Source organism: Agrobacterium sp. ES01 (genome assembly GCF_050320885.1).
Taxonomy (GTDB): domain Bacteria; phylum Pseudomonadota; class Alphaproteobacteria; order Rhizobiales; family Rhizobiaceae; genus Allorhizobium.
On record NZ_JBNQTH010000003.1, the window covers coordinates 257389 to 283125 of the forward strand.

Below are 25737 nucleotides of genomic sequence, written 5' to 3' on the forward strand. Positions count from 1 at the left end.
GCCCGTTCAAAATCTCTGTCCTCGTCAATTCTGTCTTTGCAGCGCCAACACAGCGTCAGCTACCTTTAGCGCGTCGAGGTTGAGGGCCACGTTGTGAACCCTGAAGATCTGCGCACCTTTCAGCCGAAGGATCACGCTGGTCGCAGCCGTCGCCGCATCGCGATCAGCAGCCTCGCGCCCGGTGATGGAACCGAGAAACCGCTTGCGCGACGTTCCGATCAGAAATGGCAGGTCGAAACGGTGCAACTCCTCAAAGCGCGCCATCAGTTCAACATTCTCGCGTTCGCTCTCCTTGGCAAAGCCGAAGCCGGGATCGAGCACGATCGATGATCGCGCAACCCCTGCCCGCTCGGCGATTTCCAGCGAGCGTTCAAGGTAGTCGAACTGGTCGTCGACAACATCTGCCAACCTGTCACGTCCGCGGCCTGAATGCATGATGCACAGCCCCGCCTGTCCCTTGGCGGCAACTGTTGCAATCTCCGGCTCGCGCTGTAGCCCGTGAACGTCGTTGATAATATGAGCACCTGCCATATGTGCCAGACGTGCTGTCTCCGCACGGTAAGTGTCGATCGAGATCAGACATTCGCTTTCGCGCGTCAGCTTTTCGATCACCGGCAAGACCCGGTCCTGCTCTTCCGCCGGAGAAACGGGCGCGGCCCCCGGGCGTGTCGATTCACCGCCGATGTCGACGATCTCGGCACCCTCTGCGACGCATGCCAGGGAATGGCGAACGGCGTCATCTACACCATTGTGGCGACCGCCATCGGAGAAGGAATCCGGGGTGACATTGACGATCGCCATCACCACAGCCCTGCCTCCAAGGGCAAGGCTGCGTCCGTGCGCAAGTCTCCACAACTTTTGCGGCGCGGCTTCCATAACTGCCCTACTCCCGACGTTATTAAATTTTACTGACGCCGATATTGCGCTCGCCAAGGCTATGCCCCAAGCTCACTCCGAACACAACACGACGGACTCGCTCCATGATAATTTCCCGCGCCCTCACCAGACTTGTCTGCGCAGCGGCTATCACCGCATTTGCCAGCCAGGGCGTGGCAGCCGAGACCGTTTTTCACAATTCTATCAGCTACTACCAGATCGGCGGAAAGACGGCGGACGATCTCGACCGCGAGCTTTCCCGTCGTGGCCCCTATACCGAAGGCACCGGATCGCGTCATCCCGGCGCAACCGAAATCAAATTCGGGGGCGAACTGACCTATGTCGAAAAACCGAAGCGCTGCGAAATTGGCGATGTAAAGGTCACCCTGACCACCCGCATCATCCTGCCCCGCTGGAAAAACCGCCGGAAGGCCGGACCGGATATCGCGCTGGTCTGGGACGCTTTGTCGAGCGACATCAAGCGCCACGAAGAACGCCACGCGGAAATTGCCCGTCAGCACGCCCGTCGGCTTGAAAAAAGCCTGAAGCGCCTGCGCCCGATGCGCGACTGCGATTTGCTTGAGGCCAAGGTCGCGGAACTGAGCGATAAGGAACTGTCGCGCCACGACAAGGATCAACGACGCTTCGACCGAGTCGAGTCGATCAACTTCGAAAAACGAATCACTCGGATTATCGATTACCGCGCCGAGCAGGCCGGACGCTAAGAAAACCCCAGCTTTTCTACTGGATACGTCGCTTTCTGTGCTTTTTGAGCACTGAACTTGCGCGAACCTTGTGCACGCCCCTGTGAATAACTGGGCATTTGTCAGTGTAGCACTTGCTAACAAACACAAATATAACTGTCATCAACAGCAAGCGTACAGTTACAGAGTTTCCCAGGTTCTCCTGGCGCGTCCTCAACTACCGCGGGTAGCTCCTCCCTCTTCCCCCGGTGATGCGCCCCATTGCCTCGCTCACCGCAAGCCGGTGTAGCGGGGCTTTTTTGCAGGCTCAGCCCTGCCGTTCAGGCACGCGCACGACGAGGCCGTCAAAATCGGGCCCCATCTTGATCTGACAGGAAAGACGCGAATTCGGCTGCACATCGGCGGCGAAATCCAGCATGTCCTCTTCCATGGGCTCAGGCGCGCCGACAGCCTCCGTCCAGGCCTCGTCGACATAGACATGACAGGTCGCACAGGCACAGGCGCCACCGCACTCTGCCTCGATGCCGGGAATGGAATTGCGCACCGCATTTTCCATAACGGTCGAGCCATCCTGCACATCGAGGTCATGGCGGGTTCCGTCGAAGGCGACGATTGTGAGCTTTGTCATGAAATTGGGATCCAGATTTTACCGAGAACAGGTCGCGCTTTATTCCAGCAAATCATAGGGGCAGTCAATATTCGCACGGCAAAAAGCAATTTGCCCGTTACCCGGTCAAAAACGGGAAAACCGGCCATTACGACCGGTCCTGTCCCCACTCCCCACGATGCGATTGCACCGATGCATTCAGCGGTTCAGTTTTTGAATGAAGTTCTCCGCCTCGACGATCGCTGCACCAGCAACCGCAATCGATGCCGGGTCGATGCCTTGGCTCTCGAGCGCCTGTGCGGCATCGGCCACACGATCCGCCCCGACGGACAAGGCCGCTTTCTTGAGTTTTTCGGCAGCAGCCAGCACCTGCTCGTGATCGTCGCTGATGAAATGCGTGAGACAATGCCGAGCCTGCCGGGCAAAGGCCTGCAAGACTTCAAGCTCGCGCTGCTTGTCGCCCTTGGCGTAAATTGCCAACTGGACGAGATTGATCGGGCGCGGTTGCCCGTGACGGTAGCCGACCGAATTGTCCGGCGCTTCAAATGCGATATTCAGTGCTGCCATGATGCAAGTTTCCCCTGTCGTTCTTATTTGGCATGACGACGATGCGGGCCGAGCAATGGTTTTCACGTTAATAGCGAGACCTGGTGTGCCAAAAAGCTTCAGATATGGTTAATATTCACTAAACATCTAACAAAGCAGGGCTTTCCGCCATTAAGAAAGCCTAAAAACTGTTAACAAGCACCGACTTAGACCATGCGCGCCAATTGCATTTAATTGTCACAACAGGCTGAATGTGTCACTACGAGACGGTTTCGTGGGCAAATTGGCGCACGACTTTGGAGCCAGAGGCGCCAAGATGTTATGAGAGTGGCATCGGACGCTGTAAAGGAGCCATGTCGCCGCTGTATGAAAACGGGATAGATTTTTCCGCGCGGCGGCGGAATTGAAATACCAATGACGGCTTGCCCGCAGGCATATTTTTCACCGGCGGTTGAGCTCTAGTGCGGATCCAGCGGTCCAGGCAGTATCGAGGCGTAATCCGATGGCGAGTAAGAAATCAGGCGAAACGATAGACGACAACGCCTATCAGGCCCTTGAGGAAGCCTTGCGGAGTAACTTCGCGGAAAGCGAAGAGCCTGCACTGCGTTCGAATGGTAACGGAGTCGACGCACTGGAGGCCAATGTGTCCGATACGAATAATCAGAGGCAGAACGCCGCGCGACAAACCAAGTCCGGTCGCAGCGCAGACGGCGCGTCGGAACCTGCCCCCAAATCCCCTGCTTTCCAGCCGGCGAATGATCGCTCCCGCCGCAGCAGTTCCGCCATCATGAAATCCCTTGAGAACGGCTCGATGCGTTCGGCGCTTCGCACTGCCGGTATCGTATCGCTCGTCTGGGTCTTGGGCGCTTTCGGCCTGGCACAGCTTCTTTACGGCAATGCGATCTGGAATGCTTCCTCCGTGGCCGATATTGCCGACATGCCTGGTCTCGTGGCCATTCTGGTCGGCACGATCATTCCGGTCATGCTGTTCTTTGCTTTCTCCATCATGATGGCGCGCGCTCACGAGCTGCGCAGTGCTGCGCGTTCGATGGCGGAAGTCGCGCTTCGTCTTGCCGAACCCGAAACCGTTGCCTCCGAACGCATCATGACGGTGGGTCAGGCGGTTCGCCGCGAAGTCTCTGCCATGAACGAAGGCATCGAGCGCACGATTGCACGCGCAACCGAGCTTGAGACTCTGGTCCATTCCGAAGTGACGGCACTGGAACGCAGCTATACCGACAATGAATTGCGCGTGCGCAGCCTGGTCCAGGAACTGGGCTCCGAGCGCGACGCCATCGTCAATCACGCTGAACGCATCCGGTCTTCCATCGTGGGCGTGCACGAACAACTCAAGGAAGACCTGTCGCTGGCCACAGAAGAAGTTGCCGTGCGGCTTGCAACATCGGGTGAAGCCTTTGCGTCGATGATCGACACGCGCGCGGCCATCCTCACGGACAAGTCCAACAGTGCAACAGCAGCGCTTGGCAGCCTTCTGTCGTCCAAGACGGAAAACCTCGTGCAGGCTCTGACGGCATCGGGCATATCCCTTGCCAGCGAATTCGACACCCGGCTTCAGACCCTGTCCTCAACGCTGTCCGAGCGTGGCCAGGAACTGCTTGGCGAATTCGAGACACGCGCATCGACACTGGAAGCCAATACTGAAAAACTGAATGAGGCGCTCAGCGAGCGTGCCAAGCAGCTCAACGATACGCTGGTCGAACGCACCCGCGCCATCGCCGACAGCCTGACCTCCGGTGAAGAAGAGATCACCGGCTCGCTCGATAACGTTCTGGCCCGCCTGAACTCCGCCCTCGATGAAAAGGGCGCAAGCTTCCGTCATGCCCTGAAGACGACCGCGGATGACGCCATCGTCGATCTGGACCTGCGCACAGGTCTGTTCGAAGATCGCATGCAAACGACCGTCGGCCAGATCAACACGGTCTTCGACGAGCGGGTCTCCGAATTTGCCTCCGCCTTCGACCAGCGGTCCGGTTCACTCGATGCCAAACTCAGCGAAAGCCTCAGCCGTATCAACGAATCCCTCGGTGGCGGCACCGATGCAATCGACGGCATTCTGACATCCAGCATCGAACGTCTGGGCTCGACCTTGAACGACCAGTCGTTTGCTCTGGCCACCACCTTGGCGACCAGCCACGACCTGGTGGACAGCGCATTGGCCGATCGGGCACGTGAAATCGCTGACGCCATGGCCGCCAAGGTCCAGCAGATCGACGAAACGCTGGAAGCAGCGCGCGCGCGCCTCGACGGCACGCTCGATGAGCGCGGCTCACAGCTGGGTGAAACGGTTGCCAGCCGCACCCGCGAAATTACCGAGGCGCTGGCGGCAAGCCAGACGCATTTCGACGAAAGCCTCGACAATCATGCCGCAGACCTTGCAGGCTCGATTGCAGGAGCCGAGCTTCTGATTTCCGAAACACTCGAAAACAAGACCAAGGCGATTACTCAGGCGTTCGAACAGGGGCATAACAACCTCAACGAAAGCCTCGATTCCCGCGCGGCCGATCTTGCCGGTTCGCTTGCCGGTGCCGAGATGTTGATTTCGGAGACACTCGAAAACAACACCAAGGCTATCACTCAGGCGCTCGAACTCGGTCAAAACAACCTGAGCGAAAGCCTCGATTCCCGCGCAGCCGATCTTGCCGGTTCGCTTGCAGGCGCCGAACTCCTGATTACCGAAACACTGGAAAACAAGACGCAGGCGATTACCGAGGCCCTCGAAAAGGGTCAGATCAACCTCGACGAAAGCCTGGATTCCCGTGCAGCCGATCTTGCCGGCTCGCTTGCAGGCGCCGAGATGTTGATTTCCTCCACGCTTGAATCCAGCTCGGACGCGATCACCAAGGCAATCGAGGAAGGCCACCTGAAGCTCGGAGAGACGCTCGCCTCACGTGCCGCAGAATTCTCTGGCACATTCGACAATGCCCAGCAGCGCATTGCCGAAACGCTCGATAGCCGCACGCAGGCCATAAACCGCGTCTTCGAAGAAGGTCATGAGAAGATCGACGGCAGCCTTGGCGGCCATGTCGCGGCATTCGAGGGCAGCTTTGAAAATGCAGAAAACCGCATTGCAGAAACGCTGAACGGCCGCGCTGAAGCCATCACCCGTGCCTTCGAGGATGGTCATCAGAAGATCGACGACAGCCTGGCGACCCGGACATCGACGATCACCGACTCCATTGCCGCCTCCGAGCTTTATCTCTCGGAAGCCATCGACAAGAAATCATCTGCTTTGCTGGACGCTGTGTCCGATGCCGATCTTCAAATCGAAACGGCCTTCAACCTGCGCGCCGAAATGATGCAGGCGGCATTCGAAGACAATCAGCGGCGTCTCGACGATAGTCTGACGCGACACACCGACAGCCTGGGCAATACCTTGAACAGCAACGCCGAGCGGGTTGAATCCGTGTTTGGCGAGGGTTCACAGCGGATTGATTCCACCCTTTCCTCCAGCCTTTCGCGCATGGAAGAGACCTTTGGCGACACCCATTCTCGCATTGCCGAGACCCTGAATGAAAAGCATGACCGGATCGCCGGCACACTTGGCGACGGTCACGCGCGCATCACTGAAACGCTCGGCGAAGGTCACACGCGCATTGCCGAAACGCTCGGTGAGAACCATGATCGCCTTCGCAACACCCTGACGGACAATGGCGATGCGATTGCCGCATCCCTGCGTCAGGCCGCAGAACAGCTGGAAACAACGCTCCACGAGCAGAGCACCTCCATGGGTGCGACCCTTGCGGCAAGCGCCGGCATGCTGGAACTGACCTTCGAAGGTCACGAAGAAGAACTGCGCAAGGCAATCGAAGAAAGCGGACGCAATCTCGACGAGCGCCTTCGCGGCACCGCAGGTGCGATCTCCGGCGAACTCAGCGGCGCTGCCGACAATGTGACCCGTTCGGCAGAAGACTTCTCACTGCGTATCGAACAGTCCATCGGCGGCATGACGCAGCGCCTCGATGAAACGGGCAGCCGCATCGAAACCAGCCTCGACACTCTGGAAGACCGCATCAAGAATGGCCTGGATGGTGTATCCGGTCTGGTGGGCGATGCAGGCGAGCAGTTTGCCTCCAAGCTTGGCGAGAAGGTGTCGCATCTTGAGCGCGTCACCGGCGAGGCATCGGCGCGCGTGGCCCAGGTCATCGATGACGGTGCTGGCCGCGTTGTCGAGACCTTCGATGGCCGCACGGCACAGATCGACGAGCGTCTGTCGACGATGGACCGGGCCCTCAATGTCGGCCTCGAAAACGTCAACAAGACGATCGAAACAAAGGCCACGGGTCTTGCCGCTGCCCTGCGTTCCGCTGTATCGGACGCCGCCCAGCAGATCGACAACGAAGCGGCGCGCTCTGCAAGCCACCTGGCTGAAACCGGGGACCAGTTTGCCTCCCGGCTCGGTGAGCGCAGCGCCGAGTTTACGCGCGCCGTCGACGAACGTTCGCAGGAACTGGAAAGCCGTATTTCCGAGACCCAGGAACGCCTTACCGTGCGCGCTGCTGCCGTCTCGCAGAGCTTCTCCGAGACCAGCGAGTCGATCATTGCCAAGGTCGCGGAAGCCGACACCCTGCTCGGCCAGCGTCTGGCCGCTCTCGACGCAAGTCTCGCCAAGGCCGGTGCGACGATGGAAGAACGGGGCAATGCCATCCGCTCGGCCATCAGCAACACAGCTGCCGAGATGAGCACGTCGATGGACGGGATCGACAAGGCGCTAGCCGCGCGTGGCGAGTCCATTCGCGCGGTGCTCGACGAGCGCACCCGCGAACTCAATTCCATGCTGTCGAGCCGTTCTGCAGAGTTCAACCGCGTTCTCGACGAGAAGGCTCTGCCTGCTCTGGAGAATTACACGAAGGCCAGCGAGACCTTCGCCGGTCGGGTCGCTGCCTCCGTGCAGGAAGGTGCCGAGCGTATCCGTTCCGACAGCACGGCTATCGTCGATGCCATCGCGGAGCGCACCGAGCTTGCAACGCGCACGCTCAGCGCCAGCGAAAGCAGCCTTGCTGCCACCGCCGGTCAGTTGATCGAGCGCCTGGCCAACAGCAACAGCGCGATTTCCGATGTTGTCGCCAAGGCTGCCGAAAACCTCGAACAGGTCGACAGCAAGCTGATCGCCACCACAGACCGGTTTGAGGAATCGACAGCCCGTGCGTCGGAAGTTCTGTCGACGTCGAGCCGCCTGGTCGACGACAAGGTCGGCAAGCTGATTGCAATCTCCAACGAGACGCTGTCGCAGGTTGGCGGCATCGTCACCCGCTTTGGCGATCATACCAAGATGCTGAGCCAGGCATCGGATCTTCTGGGCGCGGCCCAATCGAACCTTGCAGGCACCCTCGACGAGCGTCAGCAGACCCTTCGCGACCTGTCGGTTGGTCTGGTGACACGCTCGGAGGAAATCGAAACCACCATGCGCATGCTCGGCAACATGGTCGAGGCTGCCTTTGACCGCGCCGAACAGCGTTCGGGTCAGGTTGCCGGCAATCTGCGCCAGAGCGTGCAGACGTCGTTTGCCGATATCGGTCGTATCCTCAGCGACACGGAAACCAAGGCCAACGCAACAGCAGACGGGATGCGCAATGCGCTTCTGTCCGCTGGGCAAGAGGCCAACAAGTCCATCGAGCAGACACTCAGCGAAGCAGAACGTCGCTCTGGCGAGCTTGCAGATCGTCTACGCTCCGGCCTCTCCTCCTCTCTCAGTGAGGTGGATGGCATTCTGGGCGAAGCCGGTCGCAAATCCGACAGCGCTGCCGCTCACTTGCGCGAAGTTCTGCGCTCGGCGGTCGAAGACGCCCTTGGCCGCTTTGGCGGTGCCACGGAAGAAATCCGCCGCTCGGCTGCCGATATCCGCAAGGAACTCGACATGACCCGCGACGAGTTGAAGCGCGGTGCCTTCGATCTTCCGGAAGAAGCCAAGGAAAGCGCTGCCGCAATGCGTCGCGCCGTATCTGAACAGATCCGCGCCCTGCAGGACATTTCCCAGCTCGTTGGCCGGTCGGTCCAGCCCATGGAAGTGTCGGCACCGCGTGCTGCAGCCGCACCGGCCGCACCACAACCGACGGCTCCCGCACCGCGTCAGGCACCGCAGGCTCAGGTGTCCCAGGCCCAGCCCACACCGCAGCGTGCGGCCCAGCCAGCCGATCCCTTCGCCATGCGTGGCAGCATCGGCGCCGATCAGCAGTCCGCACGTCAGTCTGCCCCGTCATCTGGTGGGCAGGAAGGCGGCGGCTGGATCAGCGACCTGCTGCGTGGCGCCTCGCGTGAAGAAGACAACGGTGCCTCGCAGGCAGCCCCTGCCCGCAGCGCAAGTCGCCCGGCAGCAGCGCCAGCCGCTCAGCGCCCGCAGGACACCCGCAACCCTCGCCATGTTGTGGAATCGCTGAACTCGCTGTCCGTCGATATCGCCCGCGCCATCGATCACGATGCCTCGGTCGATCTGTGGCGCCGTTATCAGCGCGGTGAGCGCGACGTCTTTACCCGTCGCCTCTACACGCTCAAGGGCCAGCAGACCTTTGACGAGATCAAGCGCAAGTATGACCGCGAGCCGGAATTCCGCACCGCTGTCGACCGCTATATCGCCGACTTCGAAAAGCTGCTCGCCGACGTCGCGCGCACAGACCGCGACAAGACTGCGACGCAGGCCTATCTGACCACAGACACCGGCAAGGTCTACACCATGCTGGCCCATGCGGCAGGCCGGTTCAGCTAAAGCGGACGCAACAAACCGAAAACAAAAAATCCGCCGGTCATTCCGGCGGATTTTTTCGTTTCAGCGGACATACGACTTGAGACTGCGAATGCTCGCATCGCCGGACAAAATGGCCTGATGCCGCCATCCGCGCATGCTTCTCGATCCGGATGTGATGTGGGCAGTGCTTGAAAAGACCGAGCCGATGCGATCGGGATTGAGATACGGTTTCATAGCGAGAAGACGGAACTATTGCGCGCCATAGCGCACCTCCACCAAATACATGGTGGGTCACGTCCAACAATCGTCACCGACTATGAACGAGCGTCATGCAGGCGGGCGCACCAAGCGCTGCCAGTGGAGGTCAGATCTTGGTCAGGGTCCAGCGAACGATATCGGCGGTTACAGCGCCGAATGCCTGATCGAGCGCCTGGATATAGGCACTGTTCTGCGTGCCCCTGGCATTGACCGTCGCAATGAAGGTATCCTGCGCCTTCACCGAACCATTGCGGTCGTTGAGGAGTTTCACGGAGATCTCCACATTGGCCCGGTCGGCGCCACTGGTATCGATCTCGAACGAGCGGATCTCGGTCACAAGTTGATAGTCGATGGCAAGTCCCTGGCCCGGACGGCCAACGCCCCCCAGACGACCGGTGTCCTCAAAGGCTTCGGCGAGCTTTGCCTGAACCATGCGCGGCAGCTTGTCACTCCATTGCGAATTGGACAGATAGCGGATTTCGGAAGACGAGACCCGCACCAGAACATTCTCACTGTCGAGCGCCTTCAGTGCTGCCGGATCGGCGATCAGCAGCTGACGATTGCGCGCAGTCCGGGCGACATCGACTTTCGAAACAGCCGACAGATCGAAAGTATCATTCTTCGCCCCGCCGCCCAGGCAGCCGGCAAGCGCCACAGCCACCAGAGACATCGCAGCAAAGGTCTTCGCTGTCGATTTGAAGTGCGCCGTGCATCGCATGGTGTTCATCCGTCCGCTGTCCCGCATGTCCATTCCTTACCGGCGCGTACGCCCGTCATATTGCTTGACTGTATCACCGCCAAAAAGCAACCGTTGCGGATCATTGTCGAAGTTGCTGATCGCATCATTGAGGTTGCGCACTGTGTTGCGCGTGTCATTGACCAGAGTTTCGATATCGCGAAGCCCGCCGCTGGAGAAGCGGCTGAGATTATCGGCAATCGGCCCGACCTTGGAATTGATGTTCTCGGCCACCGCGCGGATCGATTCCAGCGTCTTGCGTGCCTCGGCAGACAGCGACTTGGTGTCATCCGTTCCCAGCAACTCGTCCACCTTGCGCAAGATACTGTCGACCTTGTCCGACGAGTTGTTCAGCTTGTTGGCCAGTTGCGTGAAATCGGTGATCGCCTGATCGATATCGTCCTTGCGCGCACCGACGTCATCGCCGATCTTGCGGAATGATGACAGCGCTTCGCGCGCATCGCCGGTTGCGACGGTGATATTGTCGATGGCCGTGCCGATCTTCTGGCTGTCGACTGCGGCCATCAGCTTGTCGAACTTGTCGAGCGTCTTGGTCGCATCGGCGCCGAAGGTCTTGTAGGTATTGATGGTGTCCTTCAGGTCATCCAGCGTCGGACCGACCTTTTTGGACGCATCAGCAACCTGCTGGCTGACGGTCTCCGCATTGGCAATCACCTTGTTGATCTTGTCCGCATCGACCGCGCGAACGAGATTTTCGACGGCAGTCAGCGTTGAATCGAGACGGCCCGAAAGCCCCGTCACCGTATCAGAGAGTGCACTCACACTTTTCAGGAAGGTGTCGATGCCATCGGCATTGTCTGCCAGCGCCTTGGAAAAGGTCTCGGCATTCTTCACCGTATTTGTCAGGGGCCCGCGTGAATCCTCGATGAAGCCCTGAAGATTGCCAATCGCATCATCCGCACGCTTCAGGATCTTGTCCGCTGTGGCCAGAAGATTGGTCACGCTCGATTGATCGGCAAGAATCTGGGCGGGCTGTTCTTTGCGGATTGCCTCTTCAAGGATGGACGGCTCTGATGCGCTGCCACCGGACAACTCGACATAGGCAGCGCCGGTCAAACCCTGAATTTCCAGAACTGCAGTGGTCGACTTCGTCACCGGCGCATCGGCACGAACCTCACTGAAGGCAATCGTGAACTTCGGATCGTCCTTGTCGATGTAAAGGCTTTTGACCGAGCCGACGGCAATGCCGTTAAAACGCACCGGCGAGCCAACGCTCAAGCCGTTGGCCGAACCCGGAATGCGAATGACAAGCTGCGCCGTCGGGCCACCGCGTCCGAATTCGGACATCCAGTAGACGAAGCCAAAGGCGGCCGCGATCACAAGGACCGCGAAAAATCCGACAATTGCGTAGTTAGCCTTGGTTTCCATGGGCATCCATCACTTTATCGGTTTCCGCCGGGGTCTCATTCCTGTCGATGGTGCGTGCCCGTTTCCCACGGAAGTAGGATTGGACCCACGGATCTTTACAGGCAAGCATATCGTCCAGGGTCCCCTCGACCAAGACCCGCTTTTCCCCCAGAACCGCAATGCGGTCACAGACGGAAAAGAGGCTATCGAGATCGTGGGTCACCATATAGACAGTCAGTCCCAGCGTGTCGCGCAAATGCGCGATCAGTTCATCAAATTCGGCGGCCCCGATAGGGTCGAGGCCAGAGGTGGGCTCGTCGAGAAAGACGAGGTCGGGATCGAGGGCAAGCGCCCGGGCCAGCGCGGCACGTTTGATCATGCCACCGGAAAGCTCGGATGGATATTTATCGGCAGCATCGGGATGAAGGCCGACCATTTCCAGCTTCAGATAGGCCAGCTCATCCATCAACCACTTCGGCATATCGCGATATTCGCGCATGGGAACCTGGATGTTTTCCTTCACGGTCAGTGACGAGAACAATGCGCCCTGCTGGAAGAGCACACCGAGACGCGTATCGAGCAGGATACGCTCCGCCTCGTCCACCGTGTCGAAATCCGCACCCAGAATATTGATGGTTCCGGATCGCCGCGGCAACAGTCTGAGCACAGTGCGCATCAGAACAGATTTGCCGGCACCGGACGCCCCCACAAAGCCAAGGATTTCACCGCGATAGATATCGAGATTGAGATTGTCGAGCACAATCTTGGAGCCGAAACCGACTGTCAGATCCTTGACCGACAAGATCACGTCACGCTTTTCAGCCCTGTTTTCACGCTCTTCCATCTGGCCCCTCAAAAATCGATAGCCGAATAGAAGATGGCAAACAGCGCATCCACAAGAATGACGACGAAGATCGACTTCACCACCGACGACGTGACGTGGAAACCGAGCGATTCCGCACTACCACCGACTTTCATTCCCTCAACTGCTGCAACCACGCCGATAATCAGGGCCATGAAGGGCGCCTTGATCATACCGGATGCCAGCGTCGAATAATCGATCGCCTCGTGCAGCCGGGACAGGAAGACGGAATAGGTGATGCCGGAATAGATATTCGAGACCACCGCTGCACCGCAAAGCGCGGCAAAGTTGGCAATGATCGTCAGCAGCGGCAGCGCAATGGTCAGCGCAACGAGACGGGGAAAGACCAGAACGCCGATCGGATTGAGCCCGATCACCTTCAGCGCATCGATTTCCTCGCGCATCTTCATCGAGCCGATTTCCGCCGTGATGGCGCTACCGGACCGTCCGGCAATCATGATCGCAGTCAGCAACACGCCGATTTCGCGCAATTGCAAAATGCCGACGAGATCGACCACGAAGATCTCGGCACCGAAATAGCGAAGCTGGAACGCGCCCTGCTGGGCAATGATGGCTCCGATCAGAAACGACATCAGCGTGATGATGGGAACAGCGCGGACGCCCATATGGTCAAGCTGGTTGACCACGGCTGCCGGAGATATGCCGCTGCCGCGATTGATCTTCGTCTGGGCTCCACGTACCGCCGAGCCTATGACATAGAGCATCGCCAGAACGTCATCCCAGAGATCAACAGTCATCCTGCCGAGTGGACTGAAGAGGCGTTCGAAAATCGGCAGCTTCGGAGCCGCTGGCGCGGGTTTGGGGACCTCGTCGGGCAACTCCTCGATCAGCTCGATCATGGTGTCCGAACCGCCTGCCAAAGATGCCTTTTGGCCGCGCTGAGCAAAGCCGATGGAGATGCGCCGCACCAACCAGGCACCCGCCATATCCATCGTCGAAATACCGGAAATGTCGAGCGCGACATCACCTTGGGCATTCTCCCCGGTGACACTGTCTAGCTGGGATATCACAGGCCCGAGGGACGCATTGGTCCACGGTCCGCTGAACATGAGCGTGCGCGCCGAGCCTTCGGAAGAGCCGGCCCACTCGATCTTCGCGCTATCCTGATTGACCGGCTTCAAGCTTACATGTCTCTTCGGTATGAATGGTGGCCGCACACATCACATATCGGCCATCGGAAATACAGTTCAGAAACGTTAATATAGCTCGCCGCGCCGGCATTTCCATCCGCATAACGTCTTTACACAGGCCATAGTCACCCTGCGGCAACAGATAGCGCCTCGCCACCTGACGCAGAGCCCCGGTAACGCGTGCCCGCGAGACGGTGACGGGAATCAGGCGGCCTGTATATCGGACACTTTGGCGGCCTCGACCTGGACCGGCATCTGTGATTGCGGTGCCGGCAAAGCCGCGATCGGCTTTGCCGCGCCGATCAGATGGCCCCAATTGATCATCTCGAATGTGCCGTCCTGGTTTTCGGCAACGGCAGTGCAACTTTCAACCCAATCCCCGGTATTGATGTAGTGGATACCGTCAATATCCTCCATCACCGCGTGGTGAATATGGCCGCAGATCACGCCATCCACGTCATTTTTTCGCGCTTCTTCCGCGACAACGCGCTGAAACTCACCGATGAAATTCACCGCCTGTTTCACCTGCTGCTTGGCCCAGGCCGAAAAGGACCAGTAAGGCATGCCCAGATAACGACGAACGGCCGCGACCACCACATTGATCGCAATTGCCATATCGTAGGCCCAGTCACCAAGATAAGCGAGCAGTCGGGCATTGCGAACCACCATGTCGAACTCGTCGCCATGCAGGACCAGATACTTCTTTCCGTCTGCCGTCTCGTGAATCATCCGGTGCGCCACTTCGATGCCGCCAAAATGGGTGCCCGGAAAGGCCCGCAAAAATTCGTCGTGATTGCCCGGAATATAGACGATGCGCGTACCTTTTCGGGCCTTGCGCAGCAGCTTCTGCACCACATCATTGCAGCTCTGCGGCCAGTACCAGCTGCGCTTCAGGCGCCAGCCATCGATGATGTCCCCAACCAGGATGATCGTGTCAGCTTCATGGGTTCTCAGAAAGTCCAACAGGAAATCGGCTTTGGCGGCTTTGGAGCCAAGATGAACGTCCGATATGAACAATGTTCTGAAGTGCCGGGTTTCGATGTTTGCGCTCACGGGCGTCATCCTCTCAACGATGGTCCATGTCGCGTTTTGAAAACCAGACTCGTGTATCAGGAAGATGACAAGCGGCAGTTGAAGGGCGGTTGCAGGCTCCAGTGAGCCGATTCCGGTGGAAAACAGCCCTGAAACCGAACGAATACACGTTTCGGCAACACACTTGGCTGTAATCCAATACTCGCCATTCCGCCCAATTGGTGTATGGAGTGACAGTGACAAGGCAATAGACAAGATCTCGGTGACAGAATGACCTCGAAAGACACATCCAAGCAGCAATCCGGTCCCGAAACGGGTGATCTGGACGCGCAGGCACTCTTCTATCACCGCTATCCGCGCCCTGGTAAGCTTGAGATCCAGGCGTCAAAGCCGCTCGGAAACCAGCGCGATCTGGCTCTTGCCTATTCACCCGGTGTCGCGGCCCCGTGCCTTGCAATCCGCGACAACCCTGAAACCGCGGCCGACTACACCGCGCGCGGCAATCTCGTCGCCGTCATTTCGAACGGCTCGGCCGTTCTGGGCCTTGGCAATATCGGCCCGCTGGCATCAAAGCCGGTGATGGAAGGCAAGGCCGTCCTGTTCAAGAAATTTGCCGGCATCGACGTTTTCGATATCGAGATCGACGCCGTCCAGGTCGACGAAATGGTCAACACCGTGGCCGCGCTCGAGCCCACTTTCGGCGGCATCAACCTTGAGGACATCAAGGCACCTGAATGTTTCGAGGTCGAGCAGCAATTGCGCGCCAAGATGAATATCCCGGTCTTCCACGACGACCAGCACGGCACCGCAATCATCGTCGCTGCCGGCGTGTTGAATGCGCTGGAACTGGCCGGCAAGAATATCGAGGACGCCAAGATCGTCGCCTCTGGCGCCGGCGCCGCGGCCCTTGCCTGCCTCAACCTGCTGGTGCTGCTGGGCGTCAGGCGCGAAAATATCTGGGTCCATGATATCGAAGGCCTTGTCTATGTTGGCCGCGAAGTGCTGATGGATCCATGGAAGTCTGTCTATGCGCAGGAAAGCGACAAGCGCCAGCTCTCCGAGACCATCGACGGCGCCGACGTCTTTCTTGGCCTGTCTGCAGCCGGTGTCTTGAAGCCCGAACTGCTGGCCCGCATGGCAGACAAACCGCTGATCATGGCGCTTGCCAACCCTAACCCGGAAATCATGCCGGATCTGGCGCGCGAGGCACGACCCGATGCCATGATCTGCACAGGGCGTTCCGACTTCCCCAATCAGGTCAACAACGTTCTGTGCTTCCCCTATATTTTCAGGGGTGCACTCGATTGCGGCGCGACCACGATCAACGAAGAGATGAAGATGGCCGCCGTACGTGCCATCGCAGCCCTTGCCCGCGAGGAAGTCTCCGAAGTTGCCGCCCGCGCCTATACCGGCGAGACACCGGTGTTTGGTCCCAACTACCTGATCCCCTCGCCCTTTGACCCGCGCCTGATCCTGCGCATTTCGCCGGCTGTCGCCAAGGCCGCAGCCGATTCCGGCGTGGCACTGCGGCCGATCGAAGATTACGACAGCTATCTCGATCAGCTGAACCGCTTTGTCTTCCGCTCCGGCTTCATCATGAAGCCGATCTTTGCCAGCGCCAAGGTTGCCACCCGCAAGCGCGTGATCTTTGCCGAAGGTGAAGACGAGCGCGTGCTGCGCGCCGCGCAGGTTCTGCTGGAAGAAAACACAGCTCAACCGATCCTGATCGGGCGTCCGCAGATCATCGAAACGCGCCTCAAGCGTTTCGGCCTGCGCATCCGCCCGGATGTCGATTTCCCGGTCGTCAACCCGGAAGGCGATCCGCGTTTCCGCGAATATGTCGACGATTATTTCGCACTGGTCGGCCGTCAGGGTGTAACGCCTGAGGCAGCCCGCACAATCGTGCGTACCAATTCGACGGTCATTGGCGCATTGTCGGTCAAGCGTGGCGAAGCAGATGCGATGATCTGCGGCGTAGAAGGTCGCTACGATCGCCATCTGCGCGATGTGCGTCAGATCATCGGCAAGAAGCCCGGCATTATAGATTTCTCCGGCCTCAGCCTGCTGATCTCCTCACGCGGCGCGACCTTCTTCACGGACACCTATGTCACATACAATCCGAGTGCGGAGGAAGTGGCGGAGATGACGGTGATGGCCGCCAACGAAATCCGTCGCTTCGGCATCACGCCGCGCGCCGCGCTTCTCTCGCATTCCAACTTCGGCTCGCGCGATTCCGAAAGCGCCCGCAAGATGCGCGCAGCCCTGGGCATTATCCGCAACGTCGCACCCGAACTGGAAGCAGACGGTGAAATGCATGGCGACTCGGCGATCTCCGAGCTTCTGCGCAGCCGCGTCATGCCAAACAGTTCACTGACCGACGAGGCCAATCTGCTGGTTTTCCCGAACCTGGATGCCGCCAATATCGCGCTCGGCCTGATGAAGACCATGATGGAAGGCCTGCATGTCGGCCCAATCCTGCTGGGTGCTGCAATGCCGGCCCACATCCTGTCGCCATCAGTCACATCGCGCGGCGTGGTCAATATGGCAGCACTTGCCGTGGTCGAAGCCTCTCAGCCCGACTGAGGATCGTCCTTCACGCTCTGACCAACCGTCGTTAACGTAAAATGCGCTGGGCGGTTGGCGAGAACACGGCAAAGTCTTATGATGTCTGCAACAATGCATGACGCATAGGGCCAAACGGGAAAGCCACGTGATTGTAGGTCGTGACACCCTGCTGTTGATGATTGCCACATTGGTGGCGCTGCCTGCTGCCGCCAACGCGACAGTGGTCTGTGACAGGCTGCGGGATCGACTGGTATCGGCACCACAGACAGTAAGCGCCGACAATGCCGAGATCCGAAGCTATTCCAGCGCAATTGCCCGGCAGAAATTCGAAATCCGCAAGACAAAGCAGGATATTCGCCGCCTGCATTGCGACAACTCCAGCATTGTCACCTTCGGCCCAAACGGCAATTCCTCTTGCGATACGTTGACGTCCTCACTGGAACGCATGCAGCAGAACCGACAGATTCTGGAGGAAAAGCGCGACAGCCTGAAGGAGGGACGCGCCATTCCCAACTCCCTGCGTGCCCGCCTGCTGAAGGCCTTGGATGAGAACGGCTGCAACGCGCTCCCCGGACATGAGATAGAACAGCCTTTGGCGGACGAGCAGGCCTCGTCGCCGGCAGGAACGTTGCGGATACCGGACGACGCCATGCGCAACTCTTACGCAATCGACGGGTGGCGTGCCAGCCTGCAGGGTCAGGGCGGAACACTTAGAACCATGTGCGTGCGCACCTGCGACGGTGCCTTTTTTCCGATATCGTCCAACGCGACGCCGGCCATGTTCGGACGCGATGCCGGACTTTGCGATAATATGTGCCCCGGCACCCAGACTGAGCTCTACTATCACTCCCTGCTGAGCCAGGAGAGCGCGGATATGGTCTCAGCGTCCACCGGGCGGCCCTATCGCGACCTTCCGAGCGCCTTTGCCTATCTCCACCGCAAGACCGGTGACGACAAGGCCTGCGGCTGCAACCTGACAGCCTTCCATCAAAAGGCGCTGAGCTACGCCAACCGTCAGCAGAGCACCGCTGCGGCTTATTCCGCCATTACCCCGATCAAGACCATGCCTGACAAAATCGCGCCTGAGAAAATCACCATCGATCCGATGGAGCGCCCCTATGATCCGAGCACCAGCACCGTAAGGCAGGTCGGCCCGGTTTTCCTTCCCAAGGAAACAAGCAGCATCGACCTGAAGCACCCGGCACTGTCAGGCGCGCAACCCGTACAATAAGGCGAATTCGCTCAGCCGTCTCCATCGGGCCATCGCTCTTCGAACACCAGGTCCTCAAGCGGCAAGCGCTGCCGCCAGCCCTTGAGCGCCAGTTCCGGCTGATCATAGAGCTTGTCGACATAGCCAAGGCAGAACCAGCCGATGATCTCGACATGTTCCGGAATGCCGAAGATCGCGCGCAAATCCGCATCGCGAAAGATACTGACCCAACCGACCCCCACTCCTTCCGCACGCGCCGCAAGCCACAGGTTCTGCACGGCGCAAACGGTGGAATAGCTGTCCATGCGTGGATTATGCGTGCGACCGAGCACAACTGGACCGCCGCGCGTCGGATCGCAAGTAATGCAGATTCCCACCGGCGCCTTGCGGATGCCTTCGAGCTTCAACTGCATATAGCTGTCACGCTGGCTTCCAGAGAACATCTCTGCCGCTTCATCATTGGCACGGCTGAAGGCATGCCAGACCGCCTCCCGCATCCGAGCATCGCGCACGACCAGGAAATTCCACGGCTGCATGAACCCGACGGACGGTGCGGCATGGGCCGCCTCCAGCAGTCGAGTGATCAATGCATCGGGCAATGGATCGGATAGAAACTGATCCCGCACATCACGGCGGGTATGGATGGCGCGGTAGACGGCGTTGCGTTCTTCAACGCAAAAAGCCCCTGCCCGCACGAAATGATCGTGTGGTTCGTCGTGCATCGTCAAATCCCCAACAATGCTGCGACCGCCTGCTGTCCGCACAGGCAAAGCCTATCGTGTCCGGCCGGTCTTCTGGCTCGGCATCATCTGCTCCGATCGCCTTCCCGGTCGCAAGACCAGTGGCCTGAGTTTCCAGGAAACTCCCGATCGTGCATCAGCCTCACAGCGTTGGGCACGCGCCGGATTTCCACCGGCTTCCCGATTCTCCCGCTCGCGCGGGCACCAGACAACGTTGGTTTAGCGCGAAGCACGGCAAACGCAAAGCGCCGGCAACGACACCGGCCTGTCTATTCGGGGAAATAGCGGACAAAGGCGAATGCTGTTCCGTCGGGAGACCAGTTGGGCACGTTGATGCTGCCCTGCCCGCCAAAGAATTCGAACAGCGTCTCGACATTGCCGCCATCTGCATCCATCAATCGAAGCCGTACAGTCTTGTCGCGAGGATGGCCGGAGACATCCGGATCGTAGGATAGAAAGAGAACCTTCTCGCCATTGGGCGAAGGATGCGGGAACCAATCGCCTTGTCCGTCCGATGTCAGCTGTTCCAGTCCGGATCCATCGCATCGCATACGCCAGATCTGCATCAGACCGGTACGGCTGGAATTGAAATAGATCCAGCCGCCATCCGGCGAATAGTCCGGGCCGTCATTATGGCCTTCACCGAAAGTCAGTCGCCGTTCGGTGCCACCACGGACCGAAATCGTATAGATGTCGAAGGCACCATCGCGCGCACCGCAATAGGCGAGTTCCCGTCCGTCCGGTGACCAGCCATGCCAATAGGATGGCATATTGGCAGTGATCTGACGCGGCTCCTCATCTCCATCACCAAGAATATAGATGCAGGACTTGCCAAACAGCGTCTCATCCGAAAAGGCAATGGATGCGCCGTCGGGTGACAGTCCATGGTCGTTATTGAGCCGGACCGCGAGACCGGTATCGATCAGCTCGGGCTCGGCGTCATCATCGCCGAGCGGCAGCGCGTAGAGCAGCCCATTTCCATTGACGATCAGGAATTCGCCGTCGCGGGACCAGTTCGGCGCTTCGACAAGATCGTCTGTCTGCCAGACCACCTCGCACTCGCGCGTCTCCATGTCGTAGATCTCAACCGAACTGCGCATAATCCCTCCCCAATAACAAATTCGCCTACAAACTGGTTGGCTGTTCCAGCGCACGCCGCAGCTTGACGACAATCGCCACGCCCGTCTGCAACGCGTTGCGGCGACCCCACTCGCCCGCAAAGCCCCATACGAGACTGGCGACCAATGTCAGGAAACCGATGCCAAGCACCTTGAAGTCGCCGTCCCATAAGCCATAGGCGCCGATGGCGATTGCCGGCGCATAATAGGCAAAGGCCGACACCACACCGAAGAGCGAGCTGCGCCGCTCTTCGCTCGCCGAGACGGAAAAGATATAGTCTCGCTCAGCCTGCGAGAATTCAGGCATCGCGGTCCGAACGCCCGGATCCTCGGTACGATCGCTCATGCACGATCCCGGAACCGGTTCGTAATCGGATAGCGCCGATCACGGCCGAAATTCTTCTTGGTGATCTTCACGCCCGGCGCCGACTGACGACGCTTGTATTCCGCCAGATAAAGCAGGTGCTCGATGCGGTGGACCGTCGCGACGTCGTGCCCCCGCGCAATGATGTCTTCAACCGACATCTCCTTTTCCACCAGGCATTCCAGAATGTCATCCAGAACCGGATAAGGTGGCAGGGAATCCTGGTCCGTCTGATCGGGACGCAGTTCCGCAGAAGGTGCCTTGGTCAGGATATTGGCTGGGATAACCTCCCCAGACGGCCCAAGCGCTCCCGGCGGCACATGCGCGTTGCGCCAGGCAGAAATGGCATAGACCTGCATCTTGTAGAGGTCCTTGATGGGATTGAAGCCACCATTCATGTCGCCGTAAAGCGTCGCATAACCGACCGACATTTCCGACTTGTTGCCGGTGGTCACGACCATCGAACCGAACTTGTTGGAGATCGCCATCAGGATCGTGCCACGCGTGCGGCTTTGCAGGTTTTCCTCCGTCACGCCACTTTCCGTGCCCTCGAACATTTCGCCAAGTGCGGTCAGGAAGCCTTCTACAGGTTCCGCAATCGGCACGATGTCGTAATGGCAACCAAGAGCCTTGGCGCAATCGGCCGCATCTTTAAGCGAATCCTCGGAGGTATAATGATAGGGCAGCATGACCGTGCGCACGCGCTCCTCACCCAGTGCATCGACCGCAATGGCCGCGCAAATGGCCGAGTCGATGCCACCGGACAGTCCCAGCACGACGCTGCGGAAACCATTCTTGTTCACATAGTCACGAAAACCCAGCATGCAGGCGCGGTAGTCCGCTTCCTCCGCTTCTGGAATCTGTGACATCGGGCCTTTGTCACAGCACCAGCCGTCCTCCTCGCGACGCCATGTGGAGACATAGAAGGTCTCCTCGAACTGGCTCATCTGGAATGCCAGCGTCTTGTCTGAGTTGAAGGCAAAGCTTGCGCCATCGAAGACCAGTTCGTCCTGGCCGCAAAGCTGATTGACGAACAGAAGCGGCAGTCCGCTCTCGATGACCTGTCGCAACACCACCTGATGACGCACATCGAGCTTGCCGCGATAATAAGGCGAGCCATTCGGCACGATCAGGATCTCGGCGCCGGCTTCAGCCAGCGTCTCGCAGATACCCAGATCGTTCCAGATTTCCTCACAGATCGGGATACCGAGCCGAACACCGCGGAAATTGAAGGGACCCGAAATCGAGCCTTCCTCGAAAACCCGCTTCTCGTCGAATTCGCCATAATTGGGCAGATCGACCTTGTCGCGCAATGCCAGGATCTTGCCGCCATCGATCAGCGCCACGGAATTGTGTCGGCCTGTCTCACCCTGACGGGGAAAGCCGATGATCACGCCCGGACCGCCATCGGCTGTATCGGCAGCCAGTTCATCGACGGCTGACTGACAGGCCGCCAGGAATGACGGCTTCAGCACCAGATCCTCTGGCGGATAGCCCGAGATGAAAAGCTCGGGCAATACCACGAGGTCAGCGCCATTGGCCTTGGCCTCGACCCGCGCAGCCCGCGCCTTGGCAAGGTTTCCGGCGACATCGCCAACGGTCGGATTGCCCTGCGCGATTGCGATACGAAGTGTGTCGGTAACAGTCTTTTGCTCAGCCATGACAATCCTCTAGCGCGTGTCCTGTCGCTTCGCAACGACGAAGGACTGCCCGGACCGCAAAGCCTTTAACGCAGCGCAAAATAATTTACTCCAACGGGCGTCCCATAGCCTCCGTTCATCTAGCGTTCATGACAGTTATATGACACTTGTATGACACCGCTCATATTTTTCATTCCGACTGAACCTGGAGACTGCGTTGGCCGAGTTTGCCACCGATAACGCCCCCGTACTCGTAAAACAGCCAGCGCTGAAATCAGCGATACCAACGCACAGTCACGCCGGTTTTTTCGCCAGCAGCCTATGTCTGTTGAATTCGCTGGCATTGTCCTTCACCACCGTCTTCCTGATGGAATGGATCGCGCGCGGCACGCTCGATGACGTGGGAACCTATCTGTTTTCACCAGACAGACCGGGCCTTGCTGCAATCGGCCTCTTGTTCGTCTTCTATATTGCTCTTGATGCCCTGCTCGGCCGCGCCCATCAGGCCGCGCTTATCCTGATGCCGCTGGCCATCCTGCCAGCCTTCATATCGAGCCAGAAACAAATGTTTCTGTCAGATCCGCTCTATCCGAGCGACATGCTGTTCGGCCGCCAGATTTTCGAACTGATGCCGGCCATGGTGGCGGATCGTCCACTGGCCGCGTTCGGCTATGGCGTGGCAACCGTGCTCGCTGTGACCTCGATCGTCTATCTGTGGGTTTTCGCACGACGCAACTTCAATCCGATTTCCACCAAGGGAAAACTGGCCCGCCTGGCCCTGGCCATTCCCCTGATCGCCGGCTTTGTGCCACTGCTCGACTATGCCAAATATTCGCCGCTGCGGGACCAACTCAACATCATTCCCATGATGTGGGATCAGAAGGCCAACTACAGGCAGAACGGCTTCCTGTTCGCCTTTGCCTTCAATATCCCGATGGCCAATGTCGCGCCGCCCCAAGGCTATGATGCCACGGCAATCGACCAGATCCCCTCCACGCCAGCCTCTCCTGCGGCAGTTTCGACGTCCTCGGAGAAGCCCGACGTCATCATGATCATGAGCGAGTCGCTTTGGGATCCGACGCGGCTTACCTCGGTGCGGCTGACGCCTGATCCAATGCCGGTCATCCGCGCCAACCAGTCCGGGACAATGTTCTCGCCGGAATTCGGCGGGATGACCGCCAATGTCGAATTCGAGGCACTCACCGGCTTTTCCAATGCCTTCCTGCCCACCGGCAGCATTCCCTATCAGCAATATATCCGTCGCCCGCTGCCGTCGCTTGCCACTTTCTTCAAGTCGCAAGGCTATGCCGCCAAGGCCTTCCATCCTTTCCAGAGCTGGTTCTGGAACCGTGGCAATGTCTATGATGCGCTGGGCTTCGACAACTTCCTGTCGGAAGAAAACATGCCGCCGATGGAAAAGCGCGGCATCTTCGCCTCCGACGAGGCACTGACTGCCGAATTGATCAAGAACGCCGACAGCACCGACAAGCCGTTCTTCTTCTTCGCCGTCACGCTTCAGGGCCACGGCCCCTATGAGGCAGGCCGCTACAAGAACAATACCATCGCCATCAACGGACCGGATCTGTCTGACGGCAGCAAGGCAATCCTTGCAACCTATTCGCAAGGCGTGCGAGAGGCCGACGATAGCCTGAAACACCTGATGCAATGGGCAAAAAAGCGTGACCGCGAAACCATCATTATGATCTTCGGCGACCACCTTCCTCCGCTCAGAACGGTTTACCCCGAAAGCGGTTACATGAAAGATCAGGTCGCCGACCGACGTGCCGATGTCGAACAGATGGCCCGCGAACATGAAACGCCGCTTGTGATCTGGTCTTCGAAAACCGGCACCAAGAAAGATCTCGGCGCTGTCAGCCCCTCGCAGCTGCCTATGCATTTGTTGGCGCTCGCAGGCTTCGAACATCCCTTCTATACGGGCTTGCTTGGCAGGGTTCATGAACGCTACGACGTGGTCGATCGCTATATGCTGGTCGACAAGACAGGCGAAGGCCATCCCGACTGGCTGATGGCTCCTGTGGCTGATCCCGCTTTGAATGATTATCGCCTTGTGCAATATGACACCATCTTCGGCGAGGGCTTCAGCACGGGGAAATTTTTCCCAAAGGGACAGCTTTTGCCAGCCAGCTGAGCAGAGATCGCCTGCCAAGGTGAAACCGGATTGTCAGCACGCTCATTCATGGCGTATGCCGTCAACAGGCGCTTCAACTGCTAATGGACAATGAACATGCTTGGACCGGAATTCTTCCAGAAACACTTGGGCAAAGCCGCCGAGCAGCTCAGTGCCGCAGAACGACTGGTGGTCGAGCGGACGAAGAACCGGTTGGTCGTTGCGACCGACGTCAATGCCGAGTTGACGGCGCGCTCCAGCTTCGGCGACAGGCTGGCCGACCAGATCGCCAAGATCGGCGGTTCCTGGGGCTTCATCATCTTCTTCTTTCTGTTCCTAAGCGGCTGGGCGATTATCAATGTCGTCATCCTCACCCGTGACGCATTCGATCCCTACCCCTTTGTATTCCTGAACCTGATCCTCTCCATGCTTGCCGCCATCCAGGCGCCCATCATCATGATGTCCCAGAACCGCCAGGCCGAGCGCGACCGTTTCGAGGCAACCAAGGACTACGAAGTCAACCTCAAGGCAGAGCTCGGCGTCCTGGCGCTTCACCAGAAGATCGACATGCAGGTACTGACCGAACTGGCAGCGCTTCGCGAAGAGGTTGGCCGATTGACCGAAAAGCTCGACCAAGCCAAAGGCTAGGACGGGCGCCCAGCCGGATACTGGGCCTGTGCGTCGTCAATCGTGTAAAAATCCCCCTTGTCGGCGCAATAGATGTGGTAGCCGAAGGTGAGGCCGCTGGGTTGTTCAAAGGCTCCCGCCAGGATCGAAATCCGCCGCGCTCCATCTGCGACCCAGAACAACGCTGAACCGCAGGTCTTGCAAAAACCGCGCCGCGCATCCGGGCTCGCACGATACCATCCGATACAGTCCTCACCCTCGATGGTCAGGCGATCTGTATCCACATCGGTGGCCGCATAATATAGCCCCGTCTGCTTTCGGCATTGCGAACAATGGCAGGCGATCACCTCCCGCAGCGGCCCTGACGTTTGAAAACGAACGGCGCCGCAAAGGCACGAACCGTGATGATTGTCTTGCATGCGCACCCCTTCAAAATGAAACCGGGCCAGCTTGGGGAAGCCGGCCCGGTTGGTCAAATTCAAAGAGCTGCAACATCACTTAAGCA

The 25737-nt window shown here is 58.9% G+C and carries 19 protein-coding genes and 1 riboswitch; of the genes, 6 read left to right on the forward strand and 13 right to left on the reverse strand.

Going from position 1 to position 25737, the window contains the following annotated elements:
* Positions 1 to 24 precede the first annotated feature (24 nt).
* On the reverse strand, positions 25 to 876 hold the full coding sequence (folP, locus tag ACQQ2Q_RS10560; protein WP_428187025.1) for a dihydropteroate synthase: 852 nt from the start codon (positions 874 to 876) through the stop codon (positions 25 to 27).
* A 104-nt stretch (positions 877 to 980) separates the two neighbouring features.
* Between folP and ACQQ2Q_RS10565 the strand changes: the two genes are divergently transcribed.
* Complete coding sequence (locus ACQQ2Q_RS10565; RefSeq protein ID WP_428187026.1) at positions 981 to 1601, forward strand: DUF922 domain-containing Zn-dependent protease; 621 nt, start codon at positions 981 to 983, stop codon at positions 1599 to 1601.
* 286 nt (positions 1602 to 1887) lie between these two features.
* On the opposite strand, the gene ACQQ2Q_RS10570 is transcribed toward ACQQ2Q_RS10565, so the two are convergent.
* Positions 1888 to 2208 carry a 2Fe-2S iron-sulfur cluster-binding protein gene (locus ACQQ2Q_RS10570; RefSeq protein WP_428187027.1) on the reverse strand — a complete coding sequence of 107 codons (321 nt, stop codon included), beginning with the start codon at positions 2206 to 2208 and terminating at the stop codon, positions 1888 to 1890.
* Between the two features lie 177 nt (positions 2209 to 2385).
* On the reverse strand, positions 2386 to 2754 hold the full coding sequence (locus tag ACQQ2Q_RS10575) for an Hpt domain-containing protein (RefSeq protein WP_428187028.1): 369 nt from the start codon (positions 2752 to 2754) through the stop codon (positions 2386 to 2388).
* Positions 2755 to 3235: 481 nt separating this feature from the next.
* Here ACQQ2Q_RS10575 and ACQQ2Q_RS10580 point away from each other — a divergent pair, with 481 nt between their 5' ends.
* Positions 3236 to 9454, forward strand: coding sequence for a hypothetical protein (locus tag ACQQ2Q_RS10580; RefSeq protein ID WP_428187029.1), 6219 nt, complete (start codon positions 3236 to 3238; stop codon positions 9452 to 9454).
* A 343-nt stretch (positions 9455 to 9797) separates the two neighbouring features.
* Here the strand turns inward: ACQQ2Q_RS10580 and ACQQ2Q_RS10585 are convergent, their stop codons facing one another.
* The 5 genes from ACQQ2Q_RS10585 to ACQQ2Q_RS10605 form a co-directional block, all read right to left on the reverse strand.
* The gene (locus tag ACQQ2Q_RS10585; protein ID WP_428187494.1) at positions 9798 to 10361 is read right to left on the reverse strand and encodes an ABC-type transport auxiliary lipoprotein family protein; all 564 of its coding nucleotides are present in this window, start codon (positions 10359 to 10361) and stop codon (positions 9798 to 9800) included.
* An 84-nt stretch (positions 10362 to 10445) separates the two neighbouring features.
* The gene (locus ACQQ2Q_RS10590; RefSeq protein ID WP_428187030.1) at positions 10446 to 11816 is read right to left on the reverse strand and encodes an MlaD family protein; all 1371 of its coding nucleotides are present in this window, start codon (positions 11814 to 11816) and stop codon (positions 10446 to 10448) included.
* Entirely contained in the window at positions 11800 to 12639 is an 840-nt protein-coding gene (locus tag ACQQ2Q_RS10595; RefSeq protein ID WP_428187031.1) for an ABC transporter ATP-binding protein, read from the reverse strand. Before ACQQ2Q_RS10595 ends, ACQQ2Q_RS10590 begins: the two co-directional genes overlap by 17 nt.
* 8 nt (positions 12640 to 12647) lie before the next feature.
* Positions 12648 to 13799, reverse strand: coding sequence for an MlaE family ABC transporter permease (locus tag ACQQ2Q_RS10600; RefSeq protein ID WP_428187032.1), 1152 nt, complete (start codon positions 13797 to 13799; stop codon positions 12648 to 12650).
* A 213-nt stretch (positions 13800 to 14012) separates the two neighbouring features.
* On the reverse strand, positions 14013 to 14861 hold the full coding sequence (locus ACQQ2Q_RS10605) for a UDP-2,3-diacylglucosamine diphosphatase (RefSeq protein ID WP_428187033.1): 849 nt from the start codon (positions 14859 to 14861) through the stop codon (positions 14013 to 14015).
* Positions 14862 to 15110: 249 nt separating this feature from the next.
* Here ACQQ2Q_RS10605 and ACQQ2Q_RS10610 point away from each other — a divergent pair, with 249 nt between their 5' ends.
* Positions 15111 to 17423 carry an NADP-dependent malic enzyme gene (locus ACQQ2Q_RS10610; protein ID WP_428187034.1) on the forward strand — a complete coding sequence of 771 codons (2313 nt, stop codon included), beginning with the start codon at positions 15111 to 15113 and terminating at the stop codon, positions 17421 to 17423.
* Between the two features lie 127 nt (positions 17424 to 17550).
* Positions 17551 to 18636: a DUF2865 domain-containing protein gene (locus ACQQ2Q_RS10615; RefSeq protein ID WP_428187035.1), complete on the forward strand. Its 1086-nt coding sequence runs from the start codon at positions 17551 to 17553 to the stop codon at positions 18634 to 18636.
* Positions 18637 to 18647: 11 nt separating this feature from the next.
* On the opposite strand, the gene bluB is transcribed toward ACQQ2Q_RS10615, so the two are convergent.
* The 4 genes from bluB to ACQQ2Q_RS10635 form a co-directional block, all read right to left on the reverse strand.
* Positions 18648 to 19337, reverse strand: coding sequence for a 5,6-dimethylbenzimidazole synthase (gene bluB / locus ACQQ2Q_RS10620; protein ID WP_428187036.1), 690 nt, complete (start codon positions 19335 to 19337; stop codon positions 18648 to 18650).
* A 45-nt stretch (positions 19338 to 19382) separates the two neighbouring features.
* A riboswitch (cobalamin riboswitch) is annotated at positions 19383 to 19579 on the reverse strand.
* Positions 19580 to 19624: 45 nt separating this feature from the next.
* On the reverse strand, positions 19625 to 20455 hold the full coding sequence (locus ACQQ2Q_RS10625) for a TolB family protein (protein WP_428187037.1): 831 nt from the start codon (positions 20453 to 20455) through the stop codon (positions 19625 to 19627).
* Between the two features lie 25 nt (positions 20456 to 20480).
* Positions 20481 to 20819 (reverse strand): hypothetical protein, encoded by a 339-nt coding sequence (locus ACQQ2Q_RS10630; protein ID WP_428187038.1) that lies wholly within the window; start codon positions 20817 to 20819, stop codon positions 20481 to 20483.
* Positions 20816 to 22498 (reverse strand): NAD+ synthase, encoded by a 1683-nt coding sequence (locus tag ACQQ2Q_RS10635; RefSeq protein ID WP_428187039.1) that lies wholly within the window; start codon positions 22496 to 22498, stop codon positions 20816 to 20818. The genes ACQQ2Q_RS10630 and ACQQ2Q_RS10635 overlap by 4 nt, the downstream gene beginning before the upstream one ends.
* 196 nt (positions 22499 to 22694) lie before the next feature.
* On the opposite strand from ACQQ2Q_RS10635, the gene ACQQ2Q_RS10640 reads away from it, so the two are divergent.
* Both ACQQ2Q_RS10640 and ACQQ2Q_RS10645 read left to right on the forward strand, forming a co-directional pair.
* Positions 22695 to 24626, forward strand: a complete 1932-nt coding sequence (locus ACQQ2Q_RS10640; protein WP_428187040.1) for an LTA synthase family protein — start codon at positions 22695 to 22697, stop codon at positions 24624 to 24626.
* Between the two features lie 90 nt (positions 24627 to 24716).
* Positions 24717 to 25253 (forward strand): DUF1003 domain-containing protein, encoded by a 537-nt coding sequence (locus ACQQ2Q_RS10645; RefSeq protein ID WP_428187041.1) that lies wholly within the window; start codon positions 24717 to 24719, stop codon positions 25251 to 25253.
* Here the strand turns inward: ACQQ2Q_RS10645 and ACQQ2Q_RS10650 are convergent.
* Positions 25250 to 25651, reverse strand: a complete 402-nt coding sequence (locus tag ACQQ2Q_RS10650; RefSeq protein WP_428187042.1) for a GFA family protein — start codon at positions 25649 to 25651, stop codon at positions 25250 to 25252. The two genes, ACQQ2Q_RS10645 and ACQQ2Q_RS10650, sit on opposite strands and share 4 nt — an antisense overlap.
* Positions 25652 to 25737: the final 86 nt, after the last annotated feature.

Coding starts and splice junctions, on each gene's coding strand:
- ACQQ2Q_RS10625 (WP_428187037.1), bottom strand. CDS start 20,455: ATGCGCAGTTCGGTTGAGATCTACGACATGGAGACGCGCGAGTGCGAG.
- ACQQ2Q_RS10580 (WP_428187029.1), top strand. CDS start 3,236: ATGGCGAGTAAGAAATCAGGCGAAACGATAGACGACAACGCCTATCAG.
- folP (WP_428187025.1), bottom strand. CDS start 876: ATGGAAGCCGCGCCGCAAAAGTTGTGGAGACTTGCGCACGGACGCAGC.
- ACQQ2Q_RS10575 (WP_428187028.1), bottom strand. CDS start 2,754: ATGGCAGCACTGAATATCGCATTTGAAGCGCCGGACAATTCGGTCGGC.
- ACQQ2Q_RS10590 (WP_428187030.1), bottom strand. CDS start 11,816: ATGGAAACCAAGGCTAACTACGCAATTGTCGGATTTTTCGCGGTCCTT.
- ACQQ2Q_RS10650 (WP_428187042.1), bottom strand. CDS start 25,651: ATGCAAGACAATCATCACGGTTCGTGCCTTTGCGGCGCCGTTCGTTTT.
- ACQQ2Q_RS10595 (WP_428187031.1), bottom strand. CDS start 12,639: ATGGAAGAGCGTGAAAACAGGGCTGAAAAGCGTGACGTGATCTTGTCG.
- ACQQ2Q_RS10635 (WP_428187039.1), bottom strand. CDS start 22,498: ATGGCTGAGCAAAAGACTGTTACCGACACACTTCGTATCGCAATCGCG.
- ACQQ2Q_RS10645 (WP_428187041.1), top strand. CDS start 24,717: ATGAACATGCTTGGACCGGAATTCTTCCAGAAACACTTGGGCAAAGCC.
- ACQQ2Q_RS10610 (WP_428187034.1), top strand. CDS start 15,111: ATGACCTCGAAAGACACATCCAAGCAGCAATCCGGTCCCGAAACGGGT.
- ACQQ2Q_RS10570 (WP_428187027.1), bottom strand. CDS start 2,208: ATGACAAAGCTCACAATCGTCGCCTTCGACGGAACCCGCCATGACCTC.
- ACQQ2Q_RS10630 (WP_428187038.1), bottom strand. CDS start 20,819: ATGAGCGATCGTACCGAGGATCCGGGCGTTCGGACCGCGATGCCTGAA.
- ACQQ2Q_RS10585 (WP_428187494.1), bottom strand. CDS start 10,361: ATGTCTCTGGTGGCTGTGGCGCTTGCCGGCTGCCTGGGCGGCGGGGCG.
- ACQQ2Q_RS10565 (WP_428187026.1), top strand. CDS start 981: ATGATAATTTCCCGCGCCCTCACCAGACTTGTCTGCGCAGCGGCTATC.
- bluB (WP_428187036.1), bottom strand. CDS start 19,337: ATGCACGACGAACCACACGATCATTTCGTGCGGGCAGGGGCTTTTTGC.